Genomic DNA, 25,179 nt, shown 5'->3' with positions numbered 1-25,179 from the left:
CCCGCGAAGGGCTGCGCAGCAGCCCCGGCAATTCTGAAGGGAGCTGGATATGAGCGCCAACGTAGACCTCAACGACCGCCCGGATTACGACCGGGTGCTACAAACCCTGGCCGATTACGCCCTCGGCTACCGGGTCGAATCCCGCGAGGCCCTGGACACCGCGCGCAACTGCCTGATGGACACCCTCGGTTGCGGCCTTCTCGCCTTGCGCTTCCCTGAGTGCACCAAGCTCCTTGGCCCCCAGGTGGAAGGCACGCTGGTCCCGAATGGTGCTCGCGTCCCCGGTACCTCCTATCGCCTCGACCCGGTCAAGGCCGCCTGGGACATTGGCTGCACGGTGCGCTGGCTGGACTACAACGACACCTGGCTGGCCGCCGAATGGGCTCATCCCTCGGACAACCTTGGCGGCATCCTTGCAGTGGCTGACCACCTGTCACAGAAACGGGTTGCCGCGGGTGAAGAGCCACTGCTGATGCGTGATGTGCTGGAGGCCATGGTCATGGCGCATGAGATCCAGGGCGTGCTGGCGCTGGAAAACGCCTTCAACCGTGTCGGCCTCGATCACGTGATTCTGGTGAAGGTCGCCTCGACCGCCGTGTGCGCCAGGCTGATGGGGGCCAATCGTGAGCAGATGCTCTCGGCCTTGTCCCACGCCTTCGTCGACGGCCAGGCCCTTCGCACCTATCGCCATGCGCCCAACGCCGGTTCGCGCAAGTCCTGGGCTGCGGGTGACGCCTCCAGCCGAGGTGTGCGCCTGGCCGACATCGCCTTGCGTGGGGAAATGGGCGTGCCGGGCGTGCTCACGGCGTCGCAGTGGGGGTTCTACGATGTTTCGTTCAGCCATACCAACAAAGACCTGGCGCTCAAGCCCGCCGGGCAGTACGAACTGCGCCTGCCCCAGGCGTTGGGCAGCTATGTGATGGAAAATGTGCTGTTCAAGGTCAGTTTCCCTGCCGAGTTCCACGCCCAGACCGCCTGTGAGGCAGCAGTGATTCTGCATCCACTTGTGCGTAACCGCCTGCATGAAGTCGACCGCATCGTCATCACCACCCAGGAGTCGGCGATCCGCATCATCTCCAAGAGCGGCCCGCTGGCCAATGCCGCCGACCGTGACCACTGTCTGCAGTACATGGTGGCCGTGCCGCTGATCTTTGGCCATTTGGTGGCCGAGCATTATGAGGACGCCTTCCATGCCAACCACCCCAGTATCGACCGCCTGCGCGAGAAGATGGAGGTGGTGGAAGACCCGCGCTTCAGTCGCGAGTACCTGGAGCCGGACAAGCGTTCGATCGCCAACGCGCTGCAGGTGTTCTTCAAGGATGGCAGCAGCACCGAGCAAGTGGTGGTGGAGTACCCGATCGGGCATCGTCGGCGGCGCGGGGAGGGGATACCGTTGCTGGAGGCCAAGTTCAGGGCCAACCTGGCAACCCGCTTTGCCCGGCAGCGGTGTCAGCAGGTTTTCGAACTGTGCAAGGACCAGCAGAAGCTGGAAGGCACGGCTGTGCACAGGTTTGTGGACTTGTTTGTGATATGAAGCGGCCGGCACAGGTCAAAACAACAAAGCCCCGGCATCGCTGCCGGGGCTTTGTTTACAGCGTGTAACTCAGCTTACGCCTGAACCACCGGGATCTTGGCGTTGGCTGCCGCTTCGCGGAACTCGGCGATCTGGTCGAAGCTCAGGTAGCGGTAAACGTCGGCAGCCATGCTGTCGATGTCTTTCGCGTACTGCATGTACTCTTCGACGGTCGGCAGTTTGCCGATGATCGAAGCGACAGCGGCCAGCTCGGCCGATGCCAGGTACACGTTGGTCGCGTCGCCCAGACGGTTTGGGAAGTTACGGGTCGAGGTGGAGACCACGGTCGAACCGGTCTGCACACGTGCCTGGTTGCCCATGCACAGCGAGCAGCCTGGCATTTCCATGCGTGCACCGGCCTTGCCGTAGATGCCGTAGTAGCCTTCTTCGGTCAGCTGGTGAGCGTCCATCTTGGTTGGCGGAGCCAGCCACAGACGGGTCGGAATGCCACCCTTGACCTTCTCCAGCAGCTTGCCGGCAGCGCGGAAGTGACCGATGTTGGTCATGCACGAACCGATGAACACTTCGTCGATCTTCTCGCCTTGTACCGAGGACAGCAGGCGGGCATCGTCCGGGTCGTTCGGCGCGCAGAGCACAGGCTCCTTGACGTCGGCCAGGTCGATTTCGATGATTTCGGCGTATTCGGCATCGGCGTCGGCCGACAGCAGCTCAGGCTTGGCCAGCCAGGCTTCCATGGCCTGGGCACGGCGCTCCAGGGTGCGGGCATCGCCGTAGCCTTCGCCGATCATCCAGCGCAGCAGGGTGATGTTGGACTGCAGGTACTCGGCGATGGCCTTTTCCGGCAGCTTGATGGTGCAACCGGCAGCGGAACGCTCGGCCGAGGCGTCGGACAGCTCGAAGGCTTGCTCGACGGTCAGTTCGTCCAGGCCTTCGATTTCCAGGATGCGGCCGGAGAAGGCGTTTTTCTTGCCTTTCTTCTCGACGGTCAGCAGGCCCTTCTGGATGGCGTAGTAAGGGATGGCATGAACCAGGTCACGCAGGGTGATGCCTGGCTGCAGTTTGCCCTTGAAGCGCACCAGGATCGATTCTGGCATGTCCAGCGGCATGACGCCGGTGGCGGCAGCGAAGGCCACCAGGCCGGAACCGGCCGGGAACGAGATGCCGATCGGGAAGCGGGTGTGCGAGTCGCCACCGGTACCTACGGTGTCAGGCATCAGCATGCGGTTCAGCCAGCTGTGGATGATGCCGTCGCCCGGGCGCAGCGACACGCCGCCACGGGTGCGGATGAAGTCTGGCAGGGTGTGGTGGGTGGTGACGTCGATCGGCTTCGGATAGGCCGCGGTGTGGCAGAACGACTGCATGACCAGGTCAGCAGAGAAGCCCAGGCATGCCAGGTCTTTCAGCTCGTCGCGCGTCATCGGGCCCGTGGTGTCCTGGGAGCCGACGGTGGTCATTTTTGGCTCGCAGTAGGCGCCTGGGCGCACGCCCTGGCCTTCTGGCAGGCCACAGGCACGGCCGACCATTTTCTGCGCCAGGGTGAAGCCCTTGCCGGAATCGGCAGGCTGCTCTGGTTTCTTGAACAGGTCGGAAGCACCCAGGCCCAGCTCGGCGCGGGCTTTTTCGGTCAGGCCACGGCCGACGATCAGCGGGATACGGCCGCCAGCGCGGACTTCATCCAGCAGCACTTCGGTTTTCAGCTCGAAGGTGGTGACCAGCTCGTCGCTGTCGTGACGGCGTACTTCACCTTTGTATGGGTAAACGTCGATGACGTCGCCCATGCCCAGGTTGGTGCAGTCGAATTCGATCGGCAGGGCGCCGGCGTCTTCCATGGTGTTGTAGAAGATCGGGGCGATCTTGGTGCCGAAGCAGAAGCCACCGGCACGCTTGTTCGGCACGTAAGGGATGTCGTCGCCGAAGAACCACAGTACCGAGTTGGTAGCGGATTTACGCGAGGAACCGGTACCGACCACGTCGCCGACATAGGCGACCGGGAAGCCCTTGGCCTTGACGGCTTCGATCTGGGCCAGCGGGCCGACCGAACCAGGCTGCTGCGGTTCGATGCCGTCGCGGGCCATTTTCAGCATGGCCAGGGCGTGCAGCGGAATGTCAGGGCGCGACCAGGCGTCCGGGGCAGGCGACAGGTCGTCGGTGTTGGTTTCGCCAGGCACCTTGAACACGGTCAGGGTGTACTTGTCGGCGATGGCCGGGCGCGAGGTGAACCACTCGCCGGCAGCCCAGGATTCCAGGACGGCCTTGGCGTGCGTGTTGCCGGCCTTGGCTTTTTCGGCCACGTCGTGGAAGGCATCGAACATCAGCAGGGTGTGCTTGAGCTGTTCGGCCGCGACGGCGCCCAGTTCGGCGTCATCCAGCAGTGCGACCAGCGTTTCGATGTTGTAGCCGCCCTGCATAGTGCCCAGCAGTTCGGTGGCGTGCTTGCGGTCGATCAGTGGCGACTTGGCTTCGCCCTTGGCGACGGCGGAGAGGAAAGCGGCCTTGACGTAGGCAGCTTCGTCGACCCCTGGCGGTACGCGGTTGGTGATCAGGTCTACGAGGAAGGCTTCTTCGCCGGCCGGCGGGTTTTTCAGCAGCTCGACCAGGCCTGCAGTTTGTTCGGCGTTCAGCGGCTGGGGAACGATACCCAGGGCGGCGCGCTCTTCGATGTGTTTGCGGTAGGCTTCAAGCACAGTTATTTCCCTCATCAGTGGTCCCTAAAGGGGGTCCGGGACGCTTATCCAGCATTCAGTGCACCCATGCGCTGCTGCGGCTTTGTGGGCCGCCCAACCAGGGTCGCAAGGAATCCTTACAGAAGCTGCTTTCAAAGTTTTACGCCTGCAGAACGGGACTGATGAGGGCTGGCGCGGGCATGCGAGGGATGCATGGCCCGGGCCAACGCCGTTCTACCGGATCAACTGTGCTCGTGACGCTTTGAAAACAGCTTCCAACGGACATTGTTGCCTTTGAAAAGGCCGGGTGATTCTACGGTAAAAAAAGCCTGAAGGTAAGGCGGTGTTCATGACTTTAACGAGTGACCCTGGTTAGACAAAGGGCTAACATGGGCCTGTGTTCCATCGCCAAGCTGTTGTTTTTCCATGTCCAACCAATCCATCAAAACCCCATGTGTCGGCCTTTGCTCCACGGTGTATGGAGACACGGTATGCCGTGGCTGCAAGCGTTTCCACCATGAAGTGATCCACTGGAATGGCTATGACGAGGCGCAGAAACGCGCCGTGTGGCTGCGTCTGGAGCAGCTTCTGGCGCAGGTGATGATGGCCAAGCTGGAAGTGTTCGACAAAGGCTTGCTGCGCCAGCAACTGCAGCAGCGTTCGATCCGTTTTGTCGAGCAGCAATCGGAATACTGCTGGGCGTATCAGCTGATTGCCCGCGGGGCGCGGATGATCCGCGACCTGGAGGCCTATGGGATGGCCTTGATGCCTGAATTCCGCGACTGGGATCTGCCGCAGTTGCGCGACGCCATCGACCGCGAATTCTTCCTGTTGTCCGAGGCGCATTACCAGCGCTACATAGCCCCTGCCTTCCTGCGTGCCGAACTGAGGTAAGCCTTCTTTCTGCTCCATGCTTTGAAAAGGCGCCATTGTGCTTTTTTATCGAGCGTATGGAGTACCGATGATGGCGGATCTGTATTTTGAACGGCTGCTGAGTTTTACCGCGACATGCCGCTGGCAATTGCTGGATGCACCGTTGCGTGCTGCCCAGTTTCACGATGATGAAATCACCCGGCCGTTCTGGGTCGAATTCGATGATTGGAACGGTGACGATGGTTGGCTGATGACCAGCCTGGACTACGGCGAAGTAATGTTGCAATCCTTCCTGATTGACTCGCTGTGGGCGGGCGAGGGTCGTCAGCGTGTGTTTTGTGACAGTTTCTGGTTTGGTGTCTATCGACTTGCAACAGGCTTCGTTTACGAGATCCGCCCTGCATATGAGGGCAATAACGTGAACCGCTGGCCTTCACTGGAATACTGGCTCGACGTCAGTCGCAACGGGTACCTGGGCTTTTACCCTGCGGGTTCGGATGCCGGTGTGCTCAAGGACGACTCGGCCAGTCTGGCGTTGCGCGACCCCTTCGGGGCATCCGTGGTGCTACCCGTCGACCCGCCTATCGATCTGGATACGGTACTGTACAAGCTGACCGCCGCGCGACGAACGCCACTGTGGCACATCCCTGGCCTGAATCCGCAGCGGTTGCAAGAAGGGCAATTGTTCTTGAACATGAAGCTTTATAGCCCGGACGGTCGGCAAGTGAGGCGAAGGGTCGAGCGGGTTGCATACCTTAACAACCGTCGAGGCGAGCGTGGCCAGTTCAGCCTGCAGGTGTTGAACCCTTGCGTGCCTCCTCACCCTCGCCCGCTCTTTGCCAATCCTTGACCCATGCTCGGTTGGCGCAGCGCCAATCAATCGCCGCTGTATTCGCAGCCGCTGGTGCAGGTTTCATGAATACGCACCTTCGACAGCTCCGGCATCAGCGGCTTGACCTGGTCCCAGATCCACTTGGCGATCACTTCGCTGGTGGGGTTCTCCAGGCCGGGGATGTCGTTCAGGTAATTGTGGTCCAGCTGATCATAGATCGGCTTGAAGATCGCCTTGACTTCGGCGAAGTCGCGGATCCAGCCCGTGTGCGGGTCGAGCGGGCCGGTCAGGTGCAGGCCGACCTTGAACGAGTGGCCATGCAAACGGCCGCATTTGTGCCCTTCAGGGACGTGGGGCAGGCGGTGGGCCGATTCGAATGTGAATTCCTTGAAAATTTCCACGCTGTCATAACTCTGTGTGAATCAATAATGCGCGCAGTCTACCAGCATGGCCGCTACAAGGCTTGCAGGCGTTCATGCAGCCGCCCGGTGGCGGTCAGTTCCAGCAGTTCATCACCCAGGCGCTGGCTTTCGGCAATGGCCTTGTACCAATAGCGCTTGCGCCCTGGCGCATCGCCCATGAAGCGCTTGAAGTCGTTGCGGTCGGGCAGTTTGCCGTAGGGCAGGGCGGCCAGGTATTGCGGCGAAGGCGTCATCAGCAGCACGTTTTGCAGGCGGGTGGCATCGCCCTTGCGCCAGGGCAGGGCCTTGTCGAACCAGCCGGGTACGACCTTGTCGGTGAAGTGCGGGTACAGCACCAGGTCGTCGCCGCGGTAGGGCAGGTCGAGGTGATAGTCGAGCAGGCCGCCGTCGCGGTAGGTGCCGGCGCCGGCACCGGGGATGTCTTTCACGCCCTGCATGACCATCGGTATCGACCCGGAAGCAAGCAGGGCGTGGCGCAGGTTGGTCAAGTCCAGCGGCAGGTAGCGTGAGGGGAAGTCGGTCAGCGTGTCGAGCGGCGGCGCGGCGCGCCCATCGTGCAGAATGATGCGCTCGAAGTGGCGGGCCAGGCGCGAACGGCCCAGGAGGTTACTGGCAACCACCGAGCCCAGGCCCAGGCCCAGGCGGCCGCGATGGTCGTGAGCGAGCTGGCCATGGCTTTTCACCACCAGAATGTTCAGGCGGTAGTGTGGGTTGGCCAGCAGCTGGCCGTCGCGGCCCTCCAGCAGGTCATCGAGCATGCGTTGGCAGCTGCGGCTGATTTCGGCCGGGGTGACGCCCTTGGCGAAATCCTGCTCGGTGTATAGCTCGCCCAGGCGACGGATGCCGGCGACCGGGTCGTCGAGGCAGGCGCTGGCAAAGCGCCAGGCACCGATCGAAGCACCGATCAGGGCACGCTGACGGGGTGCCGAGGGTAGCCACTCGCCGAACAGCGCCAGGTCAAGGCCCTGGATGCCCAGCGGCTTCGGCCCACCCGCCGCGCCCGGCAATACCCCGACATCGGCCGCCTGCAGGCCGCGCTCGCGGATGTGTCGCAAGGCACGCTGGCCGGCCTTGAAGGTGAGGGCGGGGTATTTGATGTGGATGGCGCTCATGGCGGGTCTCTTGGGCGAAAAGCAGCCGTTACAGATAACACACCTGTAGGTGCCTGTATTGGCCCTTTCGCAGCACAAGGCCGCACCTTGCACGGGGCCGAGTCGGGTTGGCGGCGTAACTGCGCTATCATGCCGCCAGCTGTTTTCAGGTTGAATTAAGGACCGCTGGTTAATCTTAACCCCGTAGACAACTTGCACAGTTCTCAGGAGAGAAGAACGATGAAAACCATGACTGCCCTGATCACCGCCGCTGCCCTCGCCCTGGGCGCCAATGCCGCCTTCGCCAAGGACGTTCAGCCTGACGAAGTGGTCAAACTGGTCAACGCCAAGACCATCAAGTCGCTGGACGAACTCAAGGCCGCTGCCGTGGCCAAGCACCCAGGCGCCACCGTCACTGACTCGGAACTTGAAGACGAGTACGGCCGCTACATCTACAAGGTCGAGCTGCGTGATACGCAGAACGTCGAATGGGACGTCGACATGGATGCCAAGACCGGTGAGGTGCTCAAGGACGAACGAGACAGCTGATGATCCATGTATCCCGGACGGCACGTTACCTGGCGCTCTCGCTGCTTGCCGTCTGCTCCCTGGCTGTTGCCCGCGACCTGGACCAGGATGAAGCCCTGCAGCTCCGTCAGAAGGGCATCATCCTGCCGCTCGAACAGCTGCTCGAGACCGCCCTGGGGCGTCACCCCGGGGCGCGTCTGCTGGAAGCCGAGCTGGAAGAAGACGATGATCGCTACGAATATGAAGTCGAGTTGCTGACGACTGAAGGTGTGGTGCGCGAGATCAAGCTCGATGCCAGCACCGGCGCCCTGCTCAAAGACGAGGAAGATGACTGAATGCGCCTGTTGCTTGTCGAGGACAACGTACCGTTGGCCGATGAACTGACCACCGGCCTGCAGCGCCAGGGCTATGCCGTGGACTGGCTGGCTGATGGCCGTGACGCGGTTTACCAGGGGCAAAGCGAGCCTTACGACCTGATCATCCTGGACCTCGGCCTGCCTGGCTTGCCCGGCCTGGACGTGCTGGCCCAGTGGCGCGCCGCCGGCCTGGCCACGCCGGTATTGATCCTCACCGCCCGCGGCTCCTGGGCCGAGCGCATCGAAGGGCTGAAGGCCGGGGCTGACGATTACCTGAGCAAGCCCTTCCACCCCGAAGAGCTGCAACTGCGCATTCAGGCGTTGCTGCGCCGCGCCCGTGGCCTGGCCAATCAGCCGAAGCTGGAAGCGGCCGGCCTGCACCTTGACGAAAGCCGTCAGTGCGTGAGCCGCGACGGGGTGGATGTGCAACTGACCGCCGCCGAGTTCCGCCTGCTGCGCTACTTCATGCTGCACCCGCAGCAGATCCTGTCCAAAAGCCACCTGGCCGAGCACCTCTACGACGGTGAAACCGAGCGCGACTCGAACGTGCTGGAGGTCCACGTCAACCATTTGCGCCGCAAGCTGGGCCGCAGTGTGATCGAAACCCGTCGCGGGCAAGGCTACATCTATGCGGGGAGCGGCGAGTGAAGTCGATCCAGGCACGCCTGAGCCTGGGCCTGGTGGCGGTATTGGTGGTGGTCGGCGTGGTACTGGCGCAACTGACCTTGTGGCTGTTCGAGGCCGGCCTGCAACGTTATCTGGAAAACGGCCTGCGCAACGAAAGCGAGAACCTTCTGGTGGCATTGGTGCGCGGGCCTTCGGGCCTGCAGCTGGATGAGCGGCGCATCTCGGCTGCCTATCAGCGGCCGTTTTCCGGTTACTACTTCCGCATCGATTTCGACCAGGGTACCTGGAGGTCTCGTTCGCTGTGGGACCTGGACATGCCCAAGCCCGCAGCGCCCGGGCTTTCCGATAGCCATGAACTCGGCCCCGAAGGCCAGCAACTGCTGGCCCTGCGTGCCGACTACCGGCGCCTGGGCCAGGACATTTCGATCAGTGTGGCTCAGGACTATTCGCCGGTGCGCGAAGGTTTTCGGCGCTTGCAGCAGATCGGCCTGGGCATGGGCCTGGTGGCGCTGATCCTGATTCTGGTGCTGCAGCGCATCACGGTTACCCGCTCGCTGCGGCCGCTGGAGCGGGCACGCCAGCAGATCGCCCAGCTGCAGCAGGGGCAGCGCTCGCAGCTGGATGCCGAGGTGCCCAGCGAGTTGGTACCGCTGGTGGGGCAGATCAACCATTTGCTTAGCCATACCGAAGACAGCCTGCGCCGTTCACGCAATGCCCTCGGTAACCTCGGCCATGCGCTGAAGACGCCGCTGGCGGTGCTGCTGAGCCTGGCCTCCAGTGAACGCTTGCAGGGTCTGCCGGAGGTACGGGCGCAAATGCGTGAGCAGTTGCAGCAGATTCAGGAACGCCTGGCGCGCGAGCTGAACCGTGCGCGCCTGGCAGGGGATGCGCTGCCTGGCGCGCAGTTCGATTGTGATGCCGAACTGCCGGGGTTGCTCGGCACCTTGGGCATGATTCATGGCGAGGGCCTGCTGCTGGCAAGTGATGTGTCGCCCGGGGTGTTGTTGCCCTGGGACCGCGAGGACGTTCTGGAACTGTTGGGTAATCTGCTGGACAACGCCTGCAAGTGGGCAGACAGCGAAGTGCGCCTGGGTATCGCGCCGAACGCCGAGGGCTACCGGCTGTGGGTTGATGACGATGGCCCGGGTATACCGCAAGACCAGCGGCAGCAGGTGCTGGAGCGTGGTTCGCGGCTGGACGAACAGGTGGCTGGGCATGGGCTGGGGTTGGGCATCGTGCGCGATATCGTTGACGCATGGGGCGGGCGCCTGGCCTTGCTGGAGAGCCCGCTGGGCGGGTTGCGGGTGAGCATCGACCTGCCGCGCAAGGCTCGTTAATGCCGGGGCCGCTGTGCGGCCCATCGCGACACAANCACAGGGGTACGCAATCCCCTGTGGGGCCTTGTGTCGCGAAAGGGCGCGCCGCGTCCTTTGGCCCTATCAGTACTGCAAAAAAATTGCAGTACAGCCGCAGTTTTTTGAATTAGCCCAAATTCCCCCCACCCGGCAAAATCCTCCCACGAAACCCTGCGGTTTCCATCTCTCCACGGACGGAGCCCCTTGTGCTATTGCATGCGCAATACGAGGCCCAGGCCAACTCGGCTGGGCTTTCTTTTTGAACAGAAAAATCAAAGATCCCGATTGCCCAAATGTCTGCCTCGCGTTCCGAAAGTCGTCTGCAGCGGCTGTTGCCGGCCCCTCTCAACATCCCCCCAAAAGAATGGTTGCGTGCCGGTGTCGGTGCGCTGCTTGGTCTGTTCCTCGCGGGCTGGCTGACCAGCATGGCCTATGGCCCCAGCATCGCCCTGCACTTGCTCGGCCCGCTGGCAGCCTCGGCGGTACTGGTGTTTGCGGTGCATTCCGGCCCCTTGGCCCAACCTTGGCCGGTGTTGGGCAGCTACGCCCTGGCGGGTGCAGTGGGGCTGGCCATGCGTGAAGGCTTCGGCGCCGAGCTGTGGGTGGCCGCTGCGGCGCTCGGCATCTCGATCCTGGTCATGTGCCTGTTGCGCTGCCTGCACCCCCCGGGTGGCGGTGTAGCAGTGAGCGCGGTGCTGGCCGACCCGGGGTTGACCGCCATGGGCGATCACCTGCTGGAGCCAGTGCTGCTCAATGCGCTGATCCTGGTGACAGTGGCAATCGCCTACAACCGTTTGACGGGTGTGCGCTACCCGAAAGGCACGGTGCCACGCAAAGACCTGCACCACACCCATGACCCGCTGCCCGGCGAGCGGGTCGGCATCCGCAGTGAAGACCTGGACCAGGCCCTGGAAGAGCTGGGCGAGTTCGTCGATGTCACCCGTGACGAGCTGGAGCGCATCATCCTCGCCACCGAGCAGCACGCCCTGCAGCGCAGCCTTGGCGGTATCACCGCGGCCTCGGTGATGTCCCGCGATGTGCAGTTCGTCACGCCTGATACCACGCTGGAGCAGGCCTGGAAAATGCTCGCCAGCCATCACCTGAAAACCCTGCCTGTCCTGCAGCACGGCGAGCTTGTAGGCATCGTCAGCCTCAGCGACCTGGTTGGCCCGGCGATGCAGCGTGGGCGTTTCAGCTGGCGCGGTCTGTTCGGCCGCCAGGCGGTGCGCATGGCGCAAGTGATGAGCAGGCGGGTTGTCAGTGTCAGCAGCCAGCACCCGTTGGAACGCCTGCTGCCCTTGTTGTGCGAACAAGGCCTGCACTGCTTGCCGGTGCTTGATGCCGACAAGCTGGTGGGGGTGATCACCCAGACCGACCTGATTGCCGGCCTCAAGCGTCAGTTGCTCAGCAAGACCGAGGCTTCAGATAACCGGGTCCCAGCGCTGTGACCAGTCGCTGGCGCCGGCAGCGACCAGCCGGCGCAGGATCGCGAAGGCCTGTTGCAGGGCTTCGCTGTCACGTTTTCGCGGGTACACCAGAAAGGTCGGGTAGGTGAACTCCGGAGCCTGAGGTACCCGCTCGAACACGCCGCTGTCCAGATAGGCCTGCACCACCCGCGTGCGGAAGTAGCCACTGCCACCTTGGTCGAGTATGAACTGCAGGGCCAACGGGCCAAGGTTGAAGCTAAGCGCCGGGCGCGCGCAGTCGGGCAGGGCCGCATCATGCTGGCGGCGGAAGGCCTCGCCCCAGTCGATGTAGATGTACGGCTCGGGCCGCTCGACCCGGCGCACGCGAATCAGCTTCTCTTCCATCAACTGTTCCACCTGCAGGCCTGGACCGTAGGTCGGCTGGTAGACCAGCGCGGCGTCCAGCAAGCCCATCTCGACCTTGCGCAGCAGCGACTCTCCATCGCTGACTTCGCTGCGGATGGCATGGCTGGGCAGTTCACGGTGCAGGGCACTTACCCAGTCGAGCATCATCGGGTTGCCCAGGCTCACCTCACCGCCCACATGCAGCACCTGGTGGCAACCTTCAGGCAACGGCAGGTCGCGGCGCGCAGCTTCCCAGGTTTGCACCAACTGGTTGGCATAACTGACGAACGCTTCGCCATCGCTGGTCAGGCTGGCGCCGCTGCGGCTACGCACGAACAGCTGGCAACCCAGTTGCTGTTCCAGGCGCTGCACGCGCGCGGTGATCGCGGTTTGTGACACGAACAGGCGTTCGGCCGCGGCGACCAGGCTGCCGCAACGCACTATTTCCAGGAAGGTACGGGCCTGATCGATGTCCATGGGCTGCTCGGTGGTTGAAGGGGTTGCCTATTCTAGAGGCTTTGCACCGTTATGGGGCGCTATTGCGTTGTCTGCAAATTTGCAGGTCGGTTGTGACTTTAGTCCCATGGCGGCGCGGGTATAGCGGTCCATACTCAAGTTTCGCCCTTCAATAACAACAAGTACCGGGTTTCTAACGACATGAGCTACCAGCACAGCTACGCCCATTCCATTTCCGACCCTGCCGCGTTCTGGGCGGAACAGGCCGCACACCTGGCCTGGCACCGCAAGCCTGCCTTGACCCTGCAAGACAATGCCGACGGTACCCACCGCTGGTTCGCTGATGGCCGCCTCAACAGCTGTTACCTGGCCCTCGATCACCAGATCGAGCAGGGCCGGGGCGAGCAGTTGGCGCTGATCTATGATTCGCCCGTAACCGGCGTGCAGCAGACCTACACCTACAACCAGTTGCGCGACGAGGTAGCACGCCTGGCCGGTTTGCTGCGCCAGCTGGGGGTGAACAAGGGCGATGGCGTGATCATCTACATGCCCATGGTGCCGCAAGCGGCCATGGCGATGCTGGCCTGCGCGCGGATCGGCGCGGTGCATTCGGTCGTGTTCGGTGGCTTTGCCGCCAACGAGTTGGCCCTGCGCATCGATGACGCCCGGCCCACCTTGTTGCTGACGGCATCGTGCGGGCTGGAGTTCGACCGGGTCATTGCATACAAACCACTGGTTGACCGTGCCCTGCAACTGGCCCGTCACCAGCCGCGCAATGTGCTGGTGCTGCAGCGGCCACAGGCGCACGCTGAACTGCTGCCAGGCCGCGACCTGGACTGGCAGGCGGCCTTGGCCGGCGCCGAGCCGGTGGCGCCCGTCGAGCTGGATGCCGGCGACCCGCTGTACATCATGTACACATCGGGCACCACCGGGAAACCCAAGGGTATCGTCCGGGAAAACGGCGGCAATGCCGTGGCGCTGTGTTACGCCATGCGCCATATCTATGGCATGCAGGCCGGCGATGTGTGGTGGGGCATTTCCGACGTCGGTTGGGTGGTCGGCCATTCACTGATCGTCTACGGGCCGTTGATGAGCGGCTGTACCACGGTGTTCTACGAAGGCAAGCCGATCCGCACCCCGGATGCTTCGGCCTATTGGCGGGTGGTGGAGCAGTACCAGGTCAACGCGCTGTTCTGTGCACCTACGGCCATGCGCGCCATCCGCAAGGAAGACCCGGAGGGCGACCTGATTCGCAAGCATGACCTCAGCTCGCTGCGTCAACTGTTCCTGGCGGGGGAAAAGCTGGATTCCAGCACCCATGAATGGCTGGAGCGGGTGAGTGGCAAGCCGGTGCACGACCATTGGTGGCAGACCGAGACCGGCTGGCCGGTGACCGCGCCTTGCGTCGGGCTGGAGGGCAGCGCGGCGAAGCCAGGGTCGAGCAACCGCGCAGTGCCGGGTTACAACGTTCGCGTACTGGATGACGAAGGCCACTTGCTCGGGGCCAACCATCAGGGTTCGATCGTGATTGCACTGCCACTGCCCCCCGGCTGCAGCCAGACGCTGTGGGGGGATCACGAGCGCTACCTGCAGGCCTACCTGCGCACGTACCCGGGGTATTACCACACGGGCGATGGCGGCTATCTGGACGATGATGGCTTCGTCTACATCATGGGGCGCACCGATGATGTGATCAACGTTTCTGGGCATCGTTTGTCCACCGGTGAAATGGAAGACCTGGTCGCCCGGCACCCGGCGGTAGCGGAGTGTGCTGTGATCGGCGTGCATGACGAGATCAAGGGCCAGGTACCGTTGGCGCTGGTAGTACTCAAGGATGGCGAGGGCATTGCCGAGGCGCAGTTGCTGGTGGAGCTGGTGGGTAGCGTGCGCGAGGAAATTGGCCCGCTGGCCTGTTTCAATCGGGTACGGCTGGTGAAGCGCCTGCCCAAGACCCGTTCCGGCAAGATACTGCGGGCGGTGCTGCGCAAGATTGCCGATGGGCAGGATTATGTGCCGCCTTCGACCCTGGATGACCCGGCAGTGCTGGGAGAGATCGAAGCGGTGCTGGCGGATTTGCCCAGGGCGGGTTGATGGTTTGACCTCGATGGCCCTTCGCGGGCGGGACGCGCATCGGTGGTTCGGCAGAGGCCGTCGTAGGCGCGGGTTCACCCGCGAAAGGGCCGGGCCTGCTGGCCAATCTCCACCCGCCGTTCAGCGTTGCGGCCGCTACCGTATTCGCGGGTAAACCCGCTCCTACACAGGACTGAGCTGCGCAGGTCGTTGTAGGAGCGGGTTCACCCGCGAAAGGGCCGGCTCAGGCACTGCAGGCTCAGGGGGCAATCTGGTGCAGTTGCCCCAACCGGCTGCGGGTACGCATCAGGTCGGCCAGCGGGCCGCCCAGGCTCTCTTCCAGCGGACGTTTACCTATGACAATCACCCGCCGATCCTGGTCATACAGCACATCCACCAGGTTGACGAAGCGCTGCTGAGCCGCCAGCGAACACGCCGAGAGGTCATCCAGCCCATCGATCACCCACTCGTCATACTCCCTGGCCAGCACCAGGTAGTCGATGACCGCAGTGGCCTTCTCGCACAGATTGTCAAAGCCCAGCACCACCCGCCGGCCATCGATGGCCAGCGCTCGCAGCGGGCGCTTGTTCACGTCCAGTATCACCGGTTGTTCGCTCGGCACGTTCAGCGCCTGGCGCTGCGCCGCATTACCCGGCCAGACATAATGACCCTGGGTAAAACGCTGATGCTCGCGGTTGGCCGGCAAGCTGCGAAAATCAGTGTCGCCACCGACTTCGAGCACGTGCATCGAGCTGTTGATCAGGCGAATGACCGGCAGAAAACGTTCGTGATACAGCGGGTTGGGCAACAGCCCTTCGGGCGCGTAGTTAGAGGTCACCAGCAGGTACACGCCACGGGCGAACAAGGCGTTGAACAGCCGGGTGAGCAGCATGGCATCGCCTATGTCATGCACGTGGAATTCGTCGAAGCACAGCACCCGGCAACCACCCACCAGCTCGTCCAGCGTTGCGCCCAGCGCGTCGTCCAGCGCCCGGTGGCGGTGCATGCCCTGGTGCAGGCGTGCAAAGAAATCATGAAAATGCAGGCGCAGCTTGTCGGCTATCGGCACGGCCTGGAAAAAGCCATCGAGCAACCAGCTTTTACCACGGCCGACCGAGCCGTACAGGTACAGACTGCGCGGTTGACCTTGTTCAAGCTGCGTCAGTTGTTCGGCCATGCAGTGGATTACCCGCCGCTGGCCGTCACTTAGCTGATAACCGCGGCTGTGCGCCTTGTCCTCGAACCAGCCGAGCAGCTCGCTCTGTTGATGGGTGGCGCCGCGCAAGCGTTGGCCAAGCTGGCGCAGCGGGGTAGGGATCCAGGCAGACAAAAGCGACGCTCCTTGGGCGATGGCGGGGGCAGCCTGCAGATTGCCCGAGAGCGGCCATTTTGACTAATAGAGAAAGTGCCGGGCAATCATCACTTGTTGCGATAGGTCTGGCCGTCTGTTTGCCCTCACGGGCTATGCCTTTCGTTCCAGTTGGCGCTCGATCAGGTACTTCACCGCCAGGCGACGCTCCTTGAGGTGGCGCAGGTCTTCGTCGACGAAGTTACCGGCCGATATCGATTCGGCAGCCAGCACCTGGTTGTCGATGTCCATGTATTCGTCCAGCAAGCGGTCCAGCGCCTTGTCCTGCTGGCGGCGCTGCTGGACGATTTCGCGCGGGTAGTGCAGGTCCTGGTAGAGGTCGTGAGAGACAGGCATGGGGTCCTCCTTGGTCAATGCGATGGGCTTACCTGATTGGAAGTGCGGAATGCGATTGTGTTGAAGCGAGGCGGGCGGAAACCGACGGACGGTCGCTGCGTCAGCGCCGAAATGACTAACTCGCTGTTTTTTGGCAATTTTTTTTATCAGGGGGGTTCACAGACCGAAAGTTTGTTGTTAAAGTGCCGCGCATTCCAAGACAACAACCCAGTTGTCACTCAGTTGGAATTGTCAGAGCAGCAAACGCTGCATCCGATACAGGGGCGTCGCCAAGCGGTAAGGCAGCAGGTTTTGATCCTGCCATGCGTTGGTTCGAATCCAGCCGCCCCTGCCATTTTTAAGAGTCAAACGTATTTAACCCGGTGCCAGGAAAGATGAGCACTGGGTTTTCGCGTTTTCGCGGTTTGTGATTTTGCGCGCCTCCGCGCCTCCTGAGCGCGGGTCGTGCCGTACCGGGTTACCCGGAAATCCCCAGCATTTCGTTCAGCGCCCTGGCCAGTTCATCAGCCTGCACCGGCTTCTGGATCACCAGGCTGCCCGGCAGTTCCAGCCCCTGCAACTCCGCATAACCGGTCAGGAACACCACCGGCACGCGGGGGTACCGTTCGCGGGCAGCCAGCGCCAGTTGTGCACCATTGAACTCGGGCATGGCGAAATCAGTCAGCAGCAGGTCAATATCGTCATCCAGCAATGCCAATGCCTGCTCGCCGCTGTGCGCCTGGCGCACCTGGTAGCCGTATTGGCGTAACACATCGCCAAGCATGTCGCGCACCAGGTGGTCGTCGTCCACCAGCAGCACCGTGCGGTTATGGCCGCTTTCGCTGATTGACTGACTGAGCACTGCTGCTACGGGTTCGTTCACCATCTCCTCTTTTACCGCCGGCAGGTATACCGCCACCTCGGTACCGCGACCGAGTGTGGTGTCGATGCGCACGCCGCCACCGGACTGCTTGGCAAAGCCGAACACCTGGGCCAGGCCCAGGCCCGAACCTTTGCCAATGTCCTTGGTGGTAAAGAAAGGCTCGAATACCTTGGCCAGCACGTCTTCGCTCATGCCGCAACCGGTATCGCGGATGCTCAGCATCACGTACTCGCCCGGGTCTGGGTCTTCCGGACGTTGCGGGCGCTGGTCGATGTGGGTGTTGCGCGTTGTCAGGGTCAGCTGACCGCCGTCGGGCATGGCATCGCGGGCATTGATCGCCAGGTTGAGGATGATCATCTCGGTCTGGGTGGGGTCGGTCAGTGCCTGCCACAGGGCCAGGTCCAGGTCCAGGCGTACCGAAACGTTGCCACCCAGCGTGCGGCGCAGCAGCTCTTCCAGGCCGGCCAGGGTACGGTTGAGGTTCAGCGGCACCGGCTCCAGACGCTGGCGGCGGGAGAAGGCCAGCAACTGCGAGGTCAGCTTGGCACCACGCTCGCCCGCTTCGCGGATATGGGTGAGGCGAGTGCGGGCCTTGTCCAGGTCGGCCTTGGCCAGGTCGCGCTCCAGAAAGCTGGCACCGGTGAGTATCACCGTCAGCAGGTTATTGAAGTCATGCGCCACGCCAGCCGTCAGTTGCCCAACCGCCTCCAGCCGCTGCATCTGCTGCAGAGCGGCCTCGATGCGCTCGCGCTCGTTGATCTGTTCGCGCAGCCGGGCGTTGGCATCTGCCAGGCCCAGGGCGGCTTCGCGCTCGCTGGTGATGTCGCGTGCCACCACGTACAGCAGGGTGTCCTCCGGCACCACCACCCACGACAGCCAGCGCTGTTGGCCGCCGGCATGCAGGATGCGGCCGACAAAGCGTGCGCTGGTGCGGCCGTGGGAGAGGGCGGCCAGTTCGGTGAGTAACTGTTCCTGGTCGTGCTCAGGCAGCAGGTGCAGCAAGGAGGACTGGCTCAGGCGTTCGCGTGAGAAGCCCAGGCTGGCTTCCCAGGCGGGGTTCAGTGCGACCGGGGTCAGGTCTTTGTTCAGCACGGCCAGCAAATCTTGCGACAGCTCCCAGGCACGATCGCGTTCGCGGGTACGGCGCTCAACCCGCTCGCCGAGCATCTCGTTCAGCTGACGCAGCGCCTGGGTGGCCTGGCGTTGCGTGTGGATGTCCTGCAGTACGCCTGAGAAGCGAACGCACTGATCATCGACGAACTGGCTCTGGCCGCTGCTCAGCAACCAGCGAGGCTCCAGGCCATTGGGTTGCGCGATCCGAAACTCCACGCGGTAATGACCGCCGCTTTCCGGGCGCATGGCATGTTCCACTGCCTCGCGCACCAGTGGCAGGTCATCGGGGTAGATGCCGGCGTAGAACACTTCAAGGCTCATTTCGGTGCTGGTGGGCACGCCGAACAAGGTCTTGCAGCGGTCATCCCACAGCAACAGGCCCTCTTGCGGGCGCAGGTCCCAGGTGCCCATGCCGGCGGCGTCGATGGCAATGCGAGCACGTGCTTCGACGTCCGCCAGGGCCTCTTCGGCGCGGCGACGGCGTTGGCGTTCCTGCACTTCGCTCAGGGCTCGGCGCACGGCTTTGGGCAGCAGTGGCAGGTTCTTCTTCAGCACATAGTCGGTCGCGCCCAGGCGGATCATTTCCACCGCGTGCTCTTCGCCATAAATGCCGGACAGGAATATGAACGGGATGTCGGGTGCCAGGCGTTGGGCGATGGTCAGCACTTCGGTGCCGGATGAGCCTGGTAGCACGCAGTCACACAAGATCAGGTCGTAGCGGGCCTGGCGCAGGGCATGTTCGACACCTGCATGGTCGAACACCAGCTGTGACTGAACATGCAGCCCGCTGCGCTCCAGGCGCATCAGGGTCAGCTCGGCGTCCATCGAGCTGTCTTCGACCATCAGTATTTTCAACGGCGTTTGCTGCATCGTCGCGGCGGCCTCAGTTGCTACCGCGACGGTTCAGTCGCAGTGAGCCGGGTGGCGGTTCGTTTAGCACTGCCCAGAATACCCCGAGGTCGGAGATGGCGGTGACGAATTCCTTGAACTCCACGGGTTTGACCACATAAGCGTTTACCCCCAGCTCGTAGGCGCGCAGCAGGTCGGGCTCTTCGCGCGAAGAGGTCAGCATCACGGTGGGGATGCTGCGCAGTTCGGCAGTGGCGCGCACTTCCTTGAGCACTTCCAGGCCGTCGACCTTAGGCAGTTTCAGGTCGAGTAACAGCACGGCAGGGTTGCCGTCATCGCGCTCGGCATAGGCGTTGCGGCGCAGCAAATAGTCGAGCGCATCGGCGCCGTCACGCAGCACGATGACCTCGTTGGCCAACTGGCTGCGCTCCAGGGCCAGCAGGGTCAGCTCCAGGTCTCGGGGATTGTCTTCGACCAGCAGAATGGGCTTGAGCATGATGGTAGCGGTGCCTCAGGTAGCAGTGTTTCGGGGTAGGGTGAAGTGAAAGCTGGCGCCCTGGTCGATCTGGCCAGTGGCCCAGACTCGACCGTCATGGCGCTCAATGATGCGGCGTACGCTCGCCAGGCCAATGCCGGTGCCTTCGAAATCTTCCATGCGGTGCAAGCGCTGGAAGACGCCGAACAGCTTGTTGGCGTAGGCCATGTCGAAGCCCACGCCATTGTCGCGGATGCAGACCTCGGTTTCGTCAGGGTGCTGTACGGCACTGATTTCGATGCGAGCAGGCGTACGGCTGCGAGTGTACTTGATGGCATTGGCTATCAGGTTGTGCAAGGCCATGTTGATGAATGCCGGGTCGCCGATCACCTTGGGCAGCGGGGCGATGTCCCAAACGATTGCGCGGCCTTCGTAATCGGGGGCCAGCTCGCTGCGAATGGCCTCGACCAGGGCGTTGAGGTCGACGTCGGACAGGCGCAAGGCCGAGCGGCCCATCTGCGAGAAGTTGAGCAGGTTGTCGACCAGGCTCCCGGCAAAGTGCGCCGCTTCACCGATATGCTGCAGGAAGCGCTTGCCGCGTTCGCTCAGGCCCTGGCCTTCGATTTCGCCAAGCAGTTCGGTATAGCCGGCGATGTGCCGCAGCGGGGCGCGCAGGTCGTGGGAAACACTGTAGGAAAACGCTTCGAGCTCCTTGTTGGAGCGGCGCAATTCGCCAGCCAGTTGTGCCAGCTCTTCGGCCTTGCGCAGGACAATGCCCAGTACCGCGGTGCGCAGCTCCATCACGCCCTCGATCACCAGTGGGTCCCACGCCTGACAATAGCCGCGCAGTTCTTCCTGCCAGCGTTCAAAACTGTGCCGCGGGTCGAGGTTGCCCTGTGGCCCGACCTGCTTGGTCGGCTGGCCGGCCCAGTTGACCGTGCGTATCTGCTCGGGGCGGAACCACAGCAGGTAGTGCGAGTGGATCTGCGAGATGGCCACTGCCAGCACCCCGCCAGCATGGTTTGCCAGCTCGGGTAGCTCAGTGATGTCGCGGCGCAGGTTGTCGCTATGGAACACGCTGTCTTCGTCACGTTGGCCTAGCCAGTGCACCAGCGCCGTCACCTGGGCCTCAGGCGGGGTCTGGCCGATCAGGTCACAGCGCTCGGCCGAGATCACTGCTGCGCCCTGGGCGTCGGCGAAGGCCAGCAGCACGTGAGGCAGGTCGCGCAAGCCGTCACTGACGCTGTCGTGGTCGGCCATGGACGAGATCATGCGTACGATGTGTTGGCGCAGCGCCAGCAGCTTGCGCGTGCTGGCATGGGACTCGCGGGACTCTATCTGCAACGACAGTACGCTGGCCAACAGCTCGCAGGCCGTGCGGGTGCGCAGGTCCACCGGGCGTGGCTGCTGATGGTGGCAGGAAATCAGCCCCCACAGCTCGCCGTCGACCACGATCGACAGCGACATCGAGGCCAGCGTGCCCATGTTGCGCATGTACTGCAGGTGCACGGGTGACACGCTGCGCAGTACAGCGAAACTCATGTCCAGTGCCTTGCCAGTGCGCGGGTTGGTTGCGGGCAGCAGTGGCGAGGGCTGATAGTTGGCATCCTCGATCACGCGGATACGGTTGACCCGGTACAGCTCGCGCGCTTGGCGCGGGATGTCTGCAGCCGGGAAGCACAGGCCCGCGTAGCTGGGGTAGCCTGGGTCGGCCACTTCGGCCAGCACCTGGCCGTTGCCTTCGGCATCGAAACGGTAGGCCTTGACCCGCCCAAAGCCGGTGATGCGCTTGAACTGCAACACCGTTTGCTGCAGCAGGTCTTCAATACTGCTGGCCACTTGCAGACTGGCGACAAAGCTGCGCACCAACGGGTAATAGTCGCCTTGCCCGACCAGGTCTGCTGGCAGGCGGGGCGGTTCGAATTCGGCAATCAGTACCTGATCGTGGCAATGGACCAGCATGTGCAGCTGGGCACTGATGGGTGCGCCCTGGCGCAAGCGCACGTCGCCAATGTGGAAGGGGAAGACTTCGTCTTCGGGAAGCCGTGTGAGGTGCGCGTGCAGGTCAAAGCCCTCGTGAACCAGGTCGGCGAAGCGGCAACCGATCAGTTCACGGGCTGGCAAGCCCAACCAGTGCTCGACATTTTCACTGGCCTGCAGCACGCACAGGTCGGTGGCATCCAGCACCAGCAGAAAGCCGTGAGGCTGGATGCTGCCCGGAACCTGGATCGGCTCCTGGGCACAGCGCTCCATGGCGTCTGCCAGTGAGTTGTCTGCAGTCATGATTGAAAAAGCTCCTGTCATGTCCGTCCGTGTACGGCACAGGTGTCTGGCGCGGGACGAATACAATTCACCCTAACAGAATCCCGGCGAATTTACCGGCTCCTGGCCATTGGAGGCACGGGGTGGCCACGGGTTCTGTGCGGTACAGGCTTTTTTTGATGCCACCGTATCGCTTTATCGCTAATACAAAAAAATGGCGTTATGCCACATCGGCTGCGCCGCCTCACTGCTACGCTCAGTTCAGGACGTTTCGATAAGGATAACAAGGTGACGGAGCGCATGCTGGCCGCGCTGTTCGGCCTGTTGTTCAGCGGCAGTACCGTGGCGGCGGATTTTCTCGTGGAAGTGCGGGTACTGGTGCAGCGTGGCTGCATGCTGGTGAACCAGACCCGCGATGCGGGAGCTCAGGCCCTGGGACGTATCGACCTGGGGGTGACGGCGCGCCTGGATGGCCCTGGCGCGCCCTTGAGCGGTGTGCTGCTAAGCCAGCGCCCGCCGCGCCTGGAGTGCAACCCGGATACGCCCTATCAGGTGCGCGTCGACGGTGGCCAGCATGGTGGCGTCGGCGAACTGCGCTACCTGGCCAGCGACGATCGCCAGGCGCGGCCCATTCCTTACCGCTTGTACCGTGACGCTGCCTGGCGTGAGCCTCTGGCGGTGGGGGTAGCCCAGTCGGCGCGTGTGCCGGGCAGCGGTTCGGTTGAATTGCCGTTGTACGCACGTATCGACAAATTGGCCTGGGTGCCGGATGCAGGGGTTTATGCCGACCTGCTGAAAGTCACCGTCACCTGGTAGGGACGCCATTATGCACAAGGACGCCATGCCATGAGCCGCACTTCGATCCTGTTGCTCACCCTCGGCCCGCTGCTGGTCCCCGGCGGTGCGGTGCATGGCAGCACCACCGGTTTCATCCAGGCGCGGCTGGTGATCAGCGCGTCTTGCCAGATCAGCAGCAACGAGACGCAACCGGCTGTGCTGGGTGACCCAGGCGTACTGGACTTTGGCGAGCGCGGTCCGAACTGGGATCAGCCGTTGCGCAGCCAGGTGGACGAAGTGGGCGGTCAGGGTAGCCTGCAGATCAGTTGCACGCCTGAGGTTCGGGCCTTCAACGTGCGTATCAATGGTGGCCTCAATGGCGACGATGGCATTCGCCGCCTGAGCAACGGCCGTGAACTGATTCCTTATCAGCTGGCGGTCGACCCAGGCGGTAACAGCCGCTACGGCGTCGGCCAGGCGCGGGCCTTCACCATTCGCAGCAGCCAGCAAGTACCGATTCCCATCTACGGTGTGGTAGTGGCGCAACCGCGTGCGCTGCCGGCCGGGCTTTACCGCGACACCCTCAGAGTGACCCTGGACTGGTAACCACGCAAGGAGACTCCGATGCGAACGAACCTTTCATATTGCGTCCTCGCAGGCCTGGGCCTGGCGTTGGCTTCCCAGGCCCAGGCGGCCACGGTGACGGGCAGTATCAGCTCGACCCTGACGCTGACTGCGGCGTGCCAGGTCAATGGCACGTCGGGCACGTCGGGGCTTAACTTCGGTGCCTTGAACTTCGGTACCCAGGATGCCTTGTTCGTCACCGCCAATGCCCAGGTGCTGGGAGGCGGGGGGGGCGCCATGAGCATCCTGTGCTCGGCAGGTACGGTGCCCGTGATCAAAGTGCGTGCCGGCCTGCATGACGGCCAGTCGAGCGGCGGCACCCGTGCGCTCGCTGATGGATCTGGCAACTTTGTACCGTACGACCTCTATACCGACGCTGGGCGTACGGCGTTGCTGGCTGTCGACGACACCATCACCCTGCCGACCAGTACCGGCGCCGCCCAGACCGTCAACCTTTACGGCAAGGCCGTCGGCAAGGCGGGCCTGCCCGCAGGGGTCTACAGCGACACGATCTCGGTCGAGCTGTCGTTCTGACCCATGCGCGGCTGGCTGGCAGGTAGCCTGACTGGCGTCAGCATGTTGTTGGCCGCCCCACTGGGGGCAGTGACCACCAGTACCTTCACGGTGACGGCGCAGGTTGTCGCCGGGTGCCTGGTGGTGGGGGGTGTCACCAGCTACGGCACGCTCGATTATGGCTCGCAGTCGGCGCTGTCCACGGGGCTGCTCAGCACATCGCTGGGTGGTTCTACCGTGACGTTCCAGTGCACGCCGGGCGTGGCCATGAGCATGAGCCTGGACGGCGGGCAAAACAGTGCCAGTGGCACACGCAACCTGAAGCGCACCAGTGGCACGCAAGTGCTGGCCTACCAGTTGTACCGGGACGCCGCCTATAGCCAGGCCTTGGGAATCGGCCAGAGCGTGGCGGTGAGCTATTCCGACCCGGCGGCGATCAAGCTTCCGGTGTACGGGCGGGTCCAGCTGACCGGCACGCTGCCGGCAGGGACCTATACCGATGTGGTGCAAGTGACGGTGACCTGGTAACGGCCAGCGCCACCCCTGACAAGTGTCTAAGGAGAGCTGCATGCGGGCAGGCGCGAAGTGGACGCGTGGATTGACTGGATTGTTGTCACTGGCAAGCCTGCCGGCCTGGGCGGCCACTTCGGTGCTGATCTGGCCGATCGACCCGGTGCTGGAGGCCGACCAGAAGGCAGGTGCGTTGTGGCTGGAAAACCGTGGCACTGCGCCGGCAAACCTGCAGGTGCGGGTATTCGCCTGGCGCCAGGGTGATTACCAGGAGCAGTTCCAGGCGCAGCGCGAGATTATCGGCAGCCCGCCGGTCGCCAACATTGCACCCGGGCAGAAGCAGCTGATCCGCCTGACCCGTACCGGCCCTTCACCCGCCGGCCAGGAGCAGGCCTACCGCATCATCATCGACGAGATTCCGCCCGCCATCCCGGTCGACAAGGCCGAGCCCGGCGCGACGGCGGCCATTCGTTTGCAGATGCGCTATTCGGTGCCGCTGTTCGTCTACGGCGAAGGGCTGTGGGGCAAGGCCGACCCTGACGGCAGACGCAATGCCGAGGGCGTGGGCAAGCCGCAGCTCAGTTGGCGCCCGGTGACGGTGCAGGGCAAGCCCTACATTGAACTGCGTAACACGGGCCCGGTCCATGCGCGGTTGACCGATGTGGTCGTGCAGCAAGGCAGCCAGAGCAAGCCACTGGCTGAAGGCCTGCTGGGCTATGTGCTGCCGGGGGCAAGCATGCGCTGGCCGGCTCCCATCGCATCCGGCAACGGCAGCGTGCTCATGGGCAGGGTCAATGGTCAGCGCTCGGCGGACGCCATCCGCCAAGGCCAATGAGCCAACGGCTGAATGAAGTGCAGGGGCCAAGGAGGA

The 25,179-nt window shown here is 63.2% G+C and carries 23 protein-coding genes and 1 tRNA gene; 15 read left to right on the top strand and 9 right to left on the bottom strand.

All coding sequences use genetic code 11. The features are described 5' to 3' along the window. The first annotated feature begins 49 nt into the window (after positions 1-49). Complete coding sequence (prpD, locus tag ACTJJN_RS08225; RefSeq protein WP_014753825.1) at positions 50-1,534, top strand: 2-methylcitrate dehydratase; 1,485 nt, start codon at positions 50-52, stop codon at positions 1,532-1,534. 74 nt (positions 1,535-1,608) lie between these two features. On the opposite strand, the gene acnB is transcribed toward prpD, so the two are convergent. Next, positions 1,609-4,218, bottom strand: a complete 2,610-nt coding sequence (acnB, locus tag ACTJJN_RS08220; protein WP_012053050.1) for a bifunctional aconitate hydratase 2/2-methylisocitrate dehydratase — start codon at positions 4,216-4,218, stop codon at positions 1,609-1,611. A 405-nt stretch (positions 4,219-4,623) separates the two neighbouring features. On the opposite strand from acnB, the gene ACTJJN_RS08215 reads away from it, so the two are divergent. Further along, complete coding sequence (locus ACTJJN_RS08215) at positions 4,624-5,091, top strand: DUF1289 domain-containing protein (protein WP_161773445.1); 468 nt, start codon at positions 4,624-4,626, stop codon at positions 5,089-5,091. 67 nt (positions 5,092-5,158) lie between these two features. Next, positions 5,159-5,920 carry a hypothetical protein gene (locus ACTJJN_RS08210; protein WP_014753823.1) on the top strand — a complete coding sequence of 254 codons (762 nt, stop codon included), beginning with the start codon at positions 5,159-5,161 and terminating at the stop codon, positions 5,918-5,920. Positions 5,921-5,946: 26 nt separating this feature from the next. Here ACTJJN_RS08210 and queD read toward each other — a convergent pair whose 3' ends face one another. Both queD and ACTJJN_RS08200 read right to left on the bottom strand, forming a co-directional pair. After that, positions 5,947-6,303: a 6-carboxytetrahydropterin synthase QueD gene (gene queD / locus ACTJJN_RS08205; protein WP_012053047.1), complete on the bottom strand. Its 357-nt coding sequence runs from the start codon at positions 6,301-6,303 to the stop codon at positions 5,947-5,949. A gap of 53 nt (positions 6,304-6,356) precedes the next feature. Next, positions 6,357-7,436, bottom strand: a complete 1,080-nt coding sequence (locus tag ACTJJN_RS08200) for a patatin-like phospholipase family protein (protein ID WP_004573881.1) — start codon at positions 7,434-7,436, stop codon at positions 6,357-6,359. 219 nt (positions 7,437-7,655) lie between these two features. Between ACTJJN_RS08200 and ACTJJN_RS08195 the strand changes: the two genes are divergently transcribed. The 5 genes from ACTJJN_RS08195 to ACTJJN_RS08175 all read left to right on the top strand — a co-directional run bounded on the left by ACTJJN_RS08195 (position 7,656) and on the right by ACTJJN_RS08175 (position 11,729). Next, positions 7,656-7,964, top strand: coding sequence for a PepSY domain-containing protein (locus ACTJJN_RS08195; protein ID WP_010953306.1), 309 nt, complete (start codon positions 7,656-7,658; stop codon positions 7,962-7,964). After that, the gene (locus ACTJJN_RS08190; RefSeq protein ID WP_014753821.1) at positions 7,964-8,278 is read left to right on the top strand and encodes a PepSY domain-containing protein; all 315 of its coding nucleotides are present in this window, start codon (positions 7,964-7,966) and stop codon (positions 8,276-8,278) included. The genes ACTJJN_RS08195 and ACTJJN_RS08190 overlap by 1 nt, the downstream gene beginning before the upstream one ends. Beyond that, positions 8,279-8,947 (top strand): response regulator transcription factor, encoded by a 669-nt coding sequence (locus ACTJJN_RS08185; RefSeq protein ID WP_014591651.1) that lies wholly within the window; start codon positions 8,279-8,281, stop codon positions 8,945-8,947. It abuts the gene before it with no gap. Beyond that, positions 8,944-10,263, top strand: a complete 1,320-nt coding sequence (locus tag ACTJJN_RS08180) for an ATP-binding protein (RefSeq protein WP_012052970.1) — start codon at positions 8,944-8,946, stop codon at positions 10,261-10,263. Before ACTJJN_RS08185 ends, ACTJJN_RS08180 begins: the two co-directional genes overlap by 4 nt. Positions 10,264-10,574: 311 nt before the next feature. Next, positions 10,575-11,729 carry an HPP family protein gene (locus ACTJJN_RS08175; RefSeq protein WP_440781193.1) on the top strand — a complete coding sequence of 385 codons (1,155 nt, stop codon included), beginning with the start codon at positions 10,575-10,577 and terminating at the stop codon, positions 11,727-11,729. Here ACTJJN_RS08175 and ACTJJN_RS08170 read toward each other — a convergent pair. Next, positions 11,703-12,569 carry a LysR family transcriptional regulator gene (locus ACTJJN_RS08170; protein WP_440781192.1) on the bottom strand — a complete coding sequence of 289 codons (867 nt, stop codon included), beginning with the start codon at positions 12,567-12,569 and terminating at the stop codon, positions 11,703-11,705. The two genes, ACTJJN_RS08175 and ACTJJN_RS08170, sit on opposite strands and share 27 nt — an antisense overlap. Before the next feature lie 180 nt (positions 12,570-12,749). Between ACTJJN_RS08170 and ACTJJN_RS08165 the strand changes: the two genes are divergently transcribed. Beyond that, complete coding sequence (locus ACTJJN_RS08165) at positions 12,750-14,639, top strand: propionyl-CoA synthetase (RefSeq protein WP_221100239.1); 1,890 nt, start codon at positions 12,750-12,752, stop codon at positions 14,637-14,639. A 238-nt stretch (positions 14,640-14,877) separates the two neighbouring features. Here ACTJJN_RS08165 and zapE read toward each other — a convergent pair whose 3' ends face one another. Both zapE and ACTJJN_RS08155 read right to left on the bottom strand, forming a co-directional pair. Continuing rightward, positions 14,878-15,948 (bottom strand): cell division protein ZapE, encoded by a 1,071-nt coding sequence (gene zapE, locus ACTJJN_RS08160; protein ID WP_440781191.1) that lies wholly within the window; start codon positions 15,946-15,948, stop codon positions 14,878-14,880. A 132-nt stretch (positions 15,949-16,080) separates the two neighbouring features. Next, positions 16,081-16,323 carry a hypothetical protein gene (locus ACTJJN_RS08155; protein WP_012052965.1) on the bottom strand — a complete coding sequence of 81 codons (243 nt, stop codon included), beginning with the start codon at positions 16,321-16,323 and terminating at the stop codon, positions 16,081-16,083. 259 nt (positions 16,324-16,582) lie between these two features. Here ACTJJN_RS08155 and ACTJJN_RS08150 point away from each other — a divergent pair. Beyond that, a tRNA-Gln gene (locus ACTJJN_RS08150) sits at positions 16,583-16,657 on the top strand. A 123-nt stretch (positions 16,658-16,780) separates the two neighbouring features. Here ACTJJN_RS08150 and ACTJJN_RS08145 read toward each other — a convergent pair. Genes ACTJJN_RS08145 through ACTJJN_RS08135 form a run of 3 tightly spaced genes read right to left on the bottom strand, consistent with a single transcriptional unit; the run spans position 16,781 to position 21,905 of the window. After that, positions 16,781-19,168, bottom strand: coding sequence for a response regulator (locus tag ACTJJN_RS08145; protein WP_440781190.1), 2,388 nt, complete (start codon positions 19,166-19,168; stop codon positions 16,781-16,783). A gap of 13 nt (positions 19,169-19,181) precedes the next feature. After that, positions 19,182-19,643 (bottom strand): response regulator, encoded by a 462-nt coding sequence (locus tag ACTJJN_RS08140; protein WP_003250360.1) that lies wholly within the window; start codon positions 19,641-19,643, stop codon positions 19,182-19,184. Between the two features lie 15 nt (positions 19,644-19,658). Beyond that, positions 19,659-21,905 carry an ATP-binding protein gene (locus ACTJJN_RS08135; protein ID WP_221100238.1) on the bottom strand — a complete coding sequence of 749 codons (2,247 nt, stop codon included), beginning with the start codon at positions 21,903-21,905 and terminating at the stop codon, positions 19,659-19,661. A 267-nt stretch (positions 21,906-22,172) separates the two neighbouring features. Between ACTJJN_RS08135 and ACTJJN_RS08130 the strand changes: the two genes are divergently transcribed. The 5 genes from ACTJJN_RS08130 to ACTJJN_RS08110 are packed head-to-tail and all read left to right on the top strand — an operon-like array spanning position 22,173 to position 25,143. Continuing rightward, complete coding sequence (locus ACTJJN_RS08130) at positions 22,173-22,700, top strand: Csu type fimbrial protein (protein WP_221100237.1); 528 nt, start codon at positions 22,173-22,175, stop codon at positions 22,698-22,700. Between the two features lie 30 nt (positions 22,701-22,730). Beyond that, positions 22,731-23,267 carry a Csu type fimbrial protein gene (locus ACTJJN_RS08125; RefSeq protein ID WP_012052961.1) on the top strand — a complete coding sequence of 179 codons (537 nt, stop codon included), beginning with the start codon at positions 22,731-22,733 and terminating at the stop codon, positions 23,265-23,267. 18 nt (positions 23,268-23,285) lie between these two features. Next, entirely contained in the window at positions 23,286-23,819 is a 534-nt protein-coding gene (locus tag ACTJJN_RS08120) for a Csu type fimbrial protein (protein WP_003250368.1), read from the top strand. Positions 23,820-23,822: 3 nt separating this feature from the next. Continuing rightward, positions 23,823-24,326, top strand: coding sequence for a Csu type fimbrial protein (locus ACTJJN_RS08115; RefSeq protein WP_392494530.1), 504 nt, complete (start codon positions 23,823-23,825; stop codon positions 24,324-24,326). A gap of 40 nt (positions 24,327-24,366) precedes the next feature. Further along, positions 24,367-25,143, top strand: a complete 777-nt coding sequence (locus ACTJJN_RS08110; protein WP_012052958.1) for a fimbrial biogenesis chaperone — start codon at positions 24,367-24,369, stop codon at positions 25,141-25,143. Positions 25,144-25,179: the final 36 nt, after the last annotated feature.

Origin of the sequence: Pseudomonas sp. 22515, assembly GCF_052044625.1 — a bacterium.
Classification (GTDB): domain Bacteria; phylum Pseudomonadota; class Gammaproteobacteria; order Pseudomonadales; family Pseudomonadaceae; genus Aquipseudomonas; species Aquipseudomonas alloputida.
This window is presented reverse-complemented; position numbering and strand designations above follow the sequence as displayed.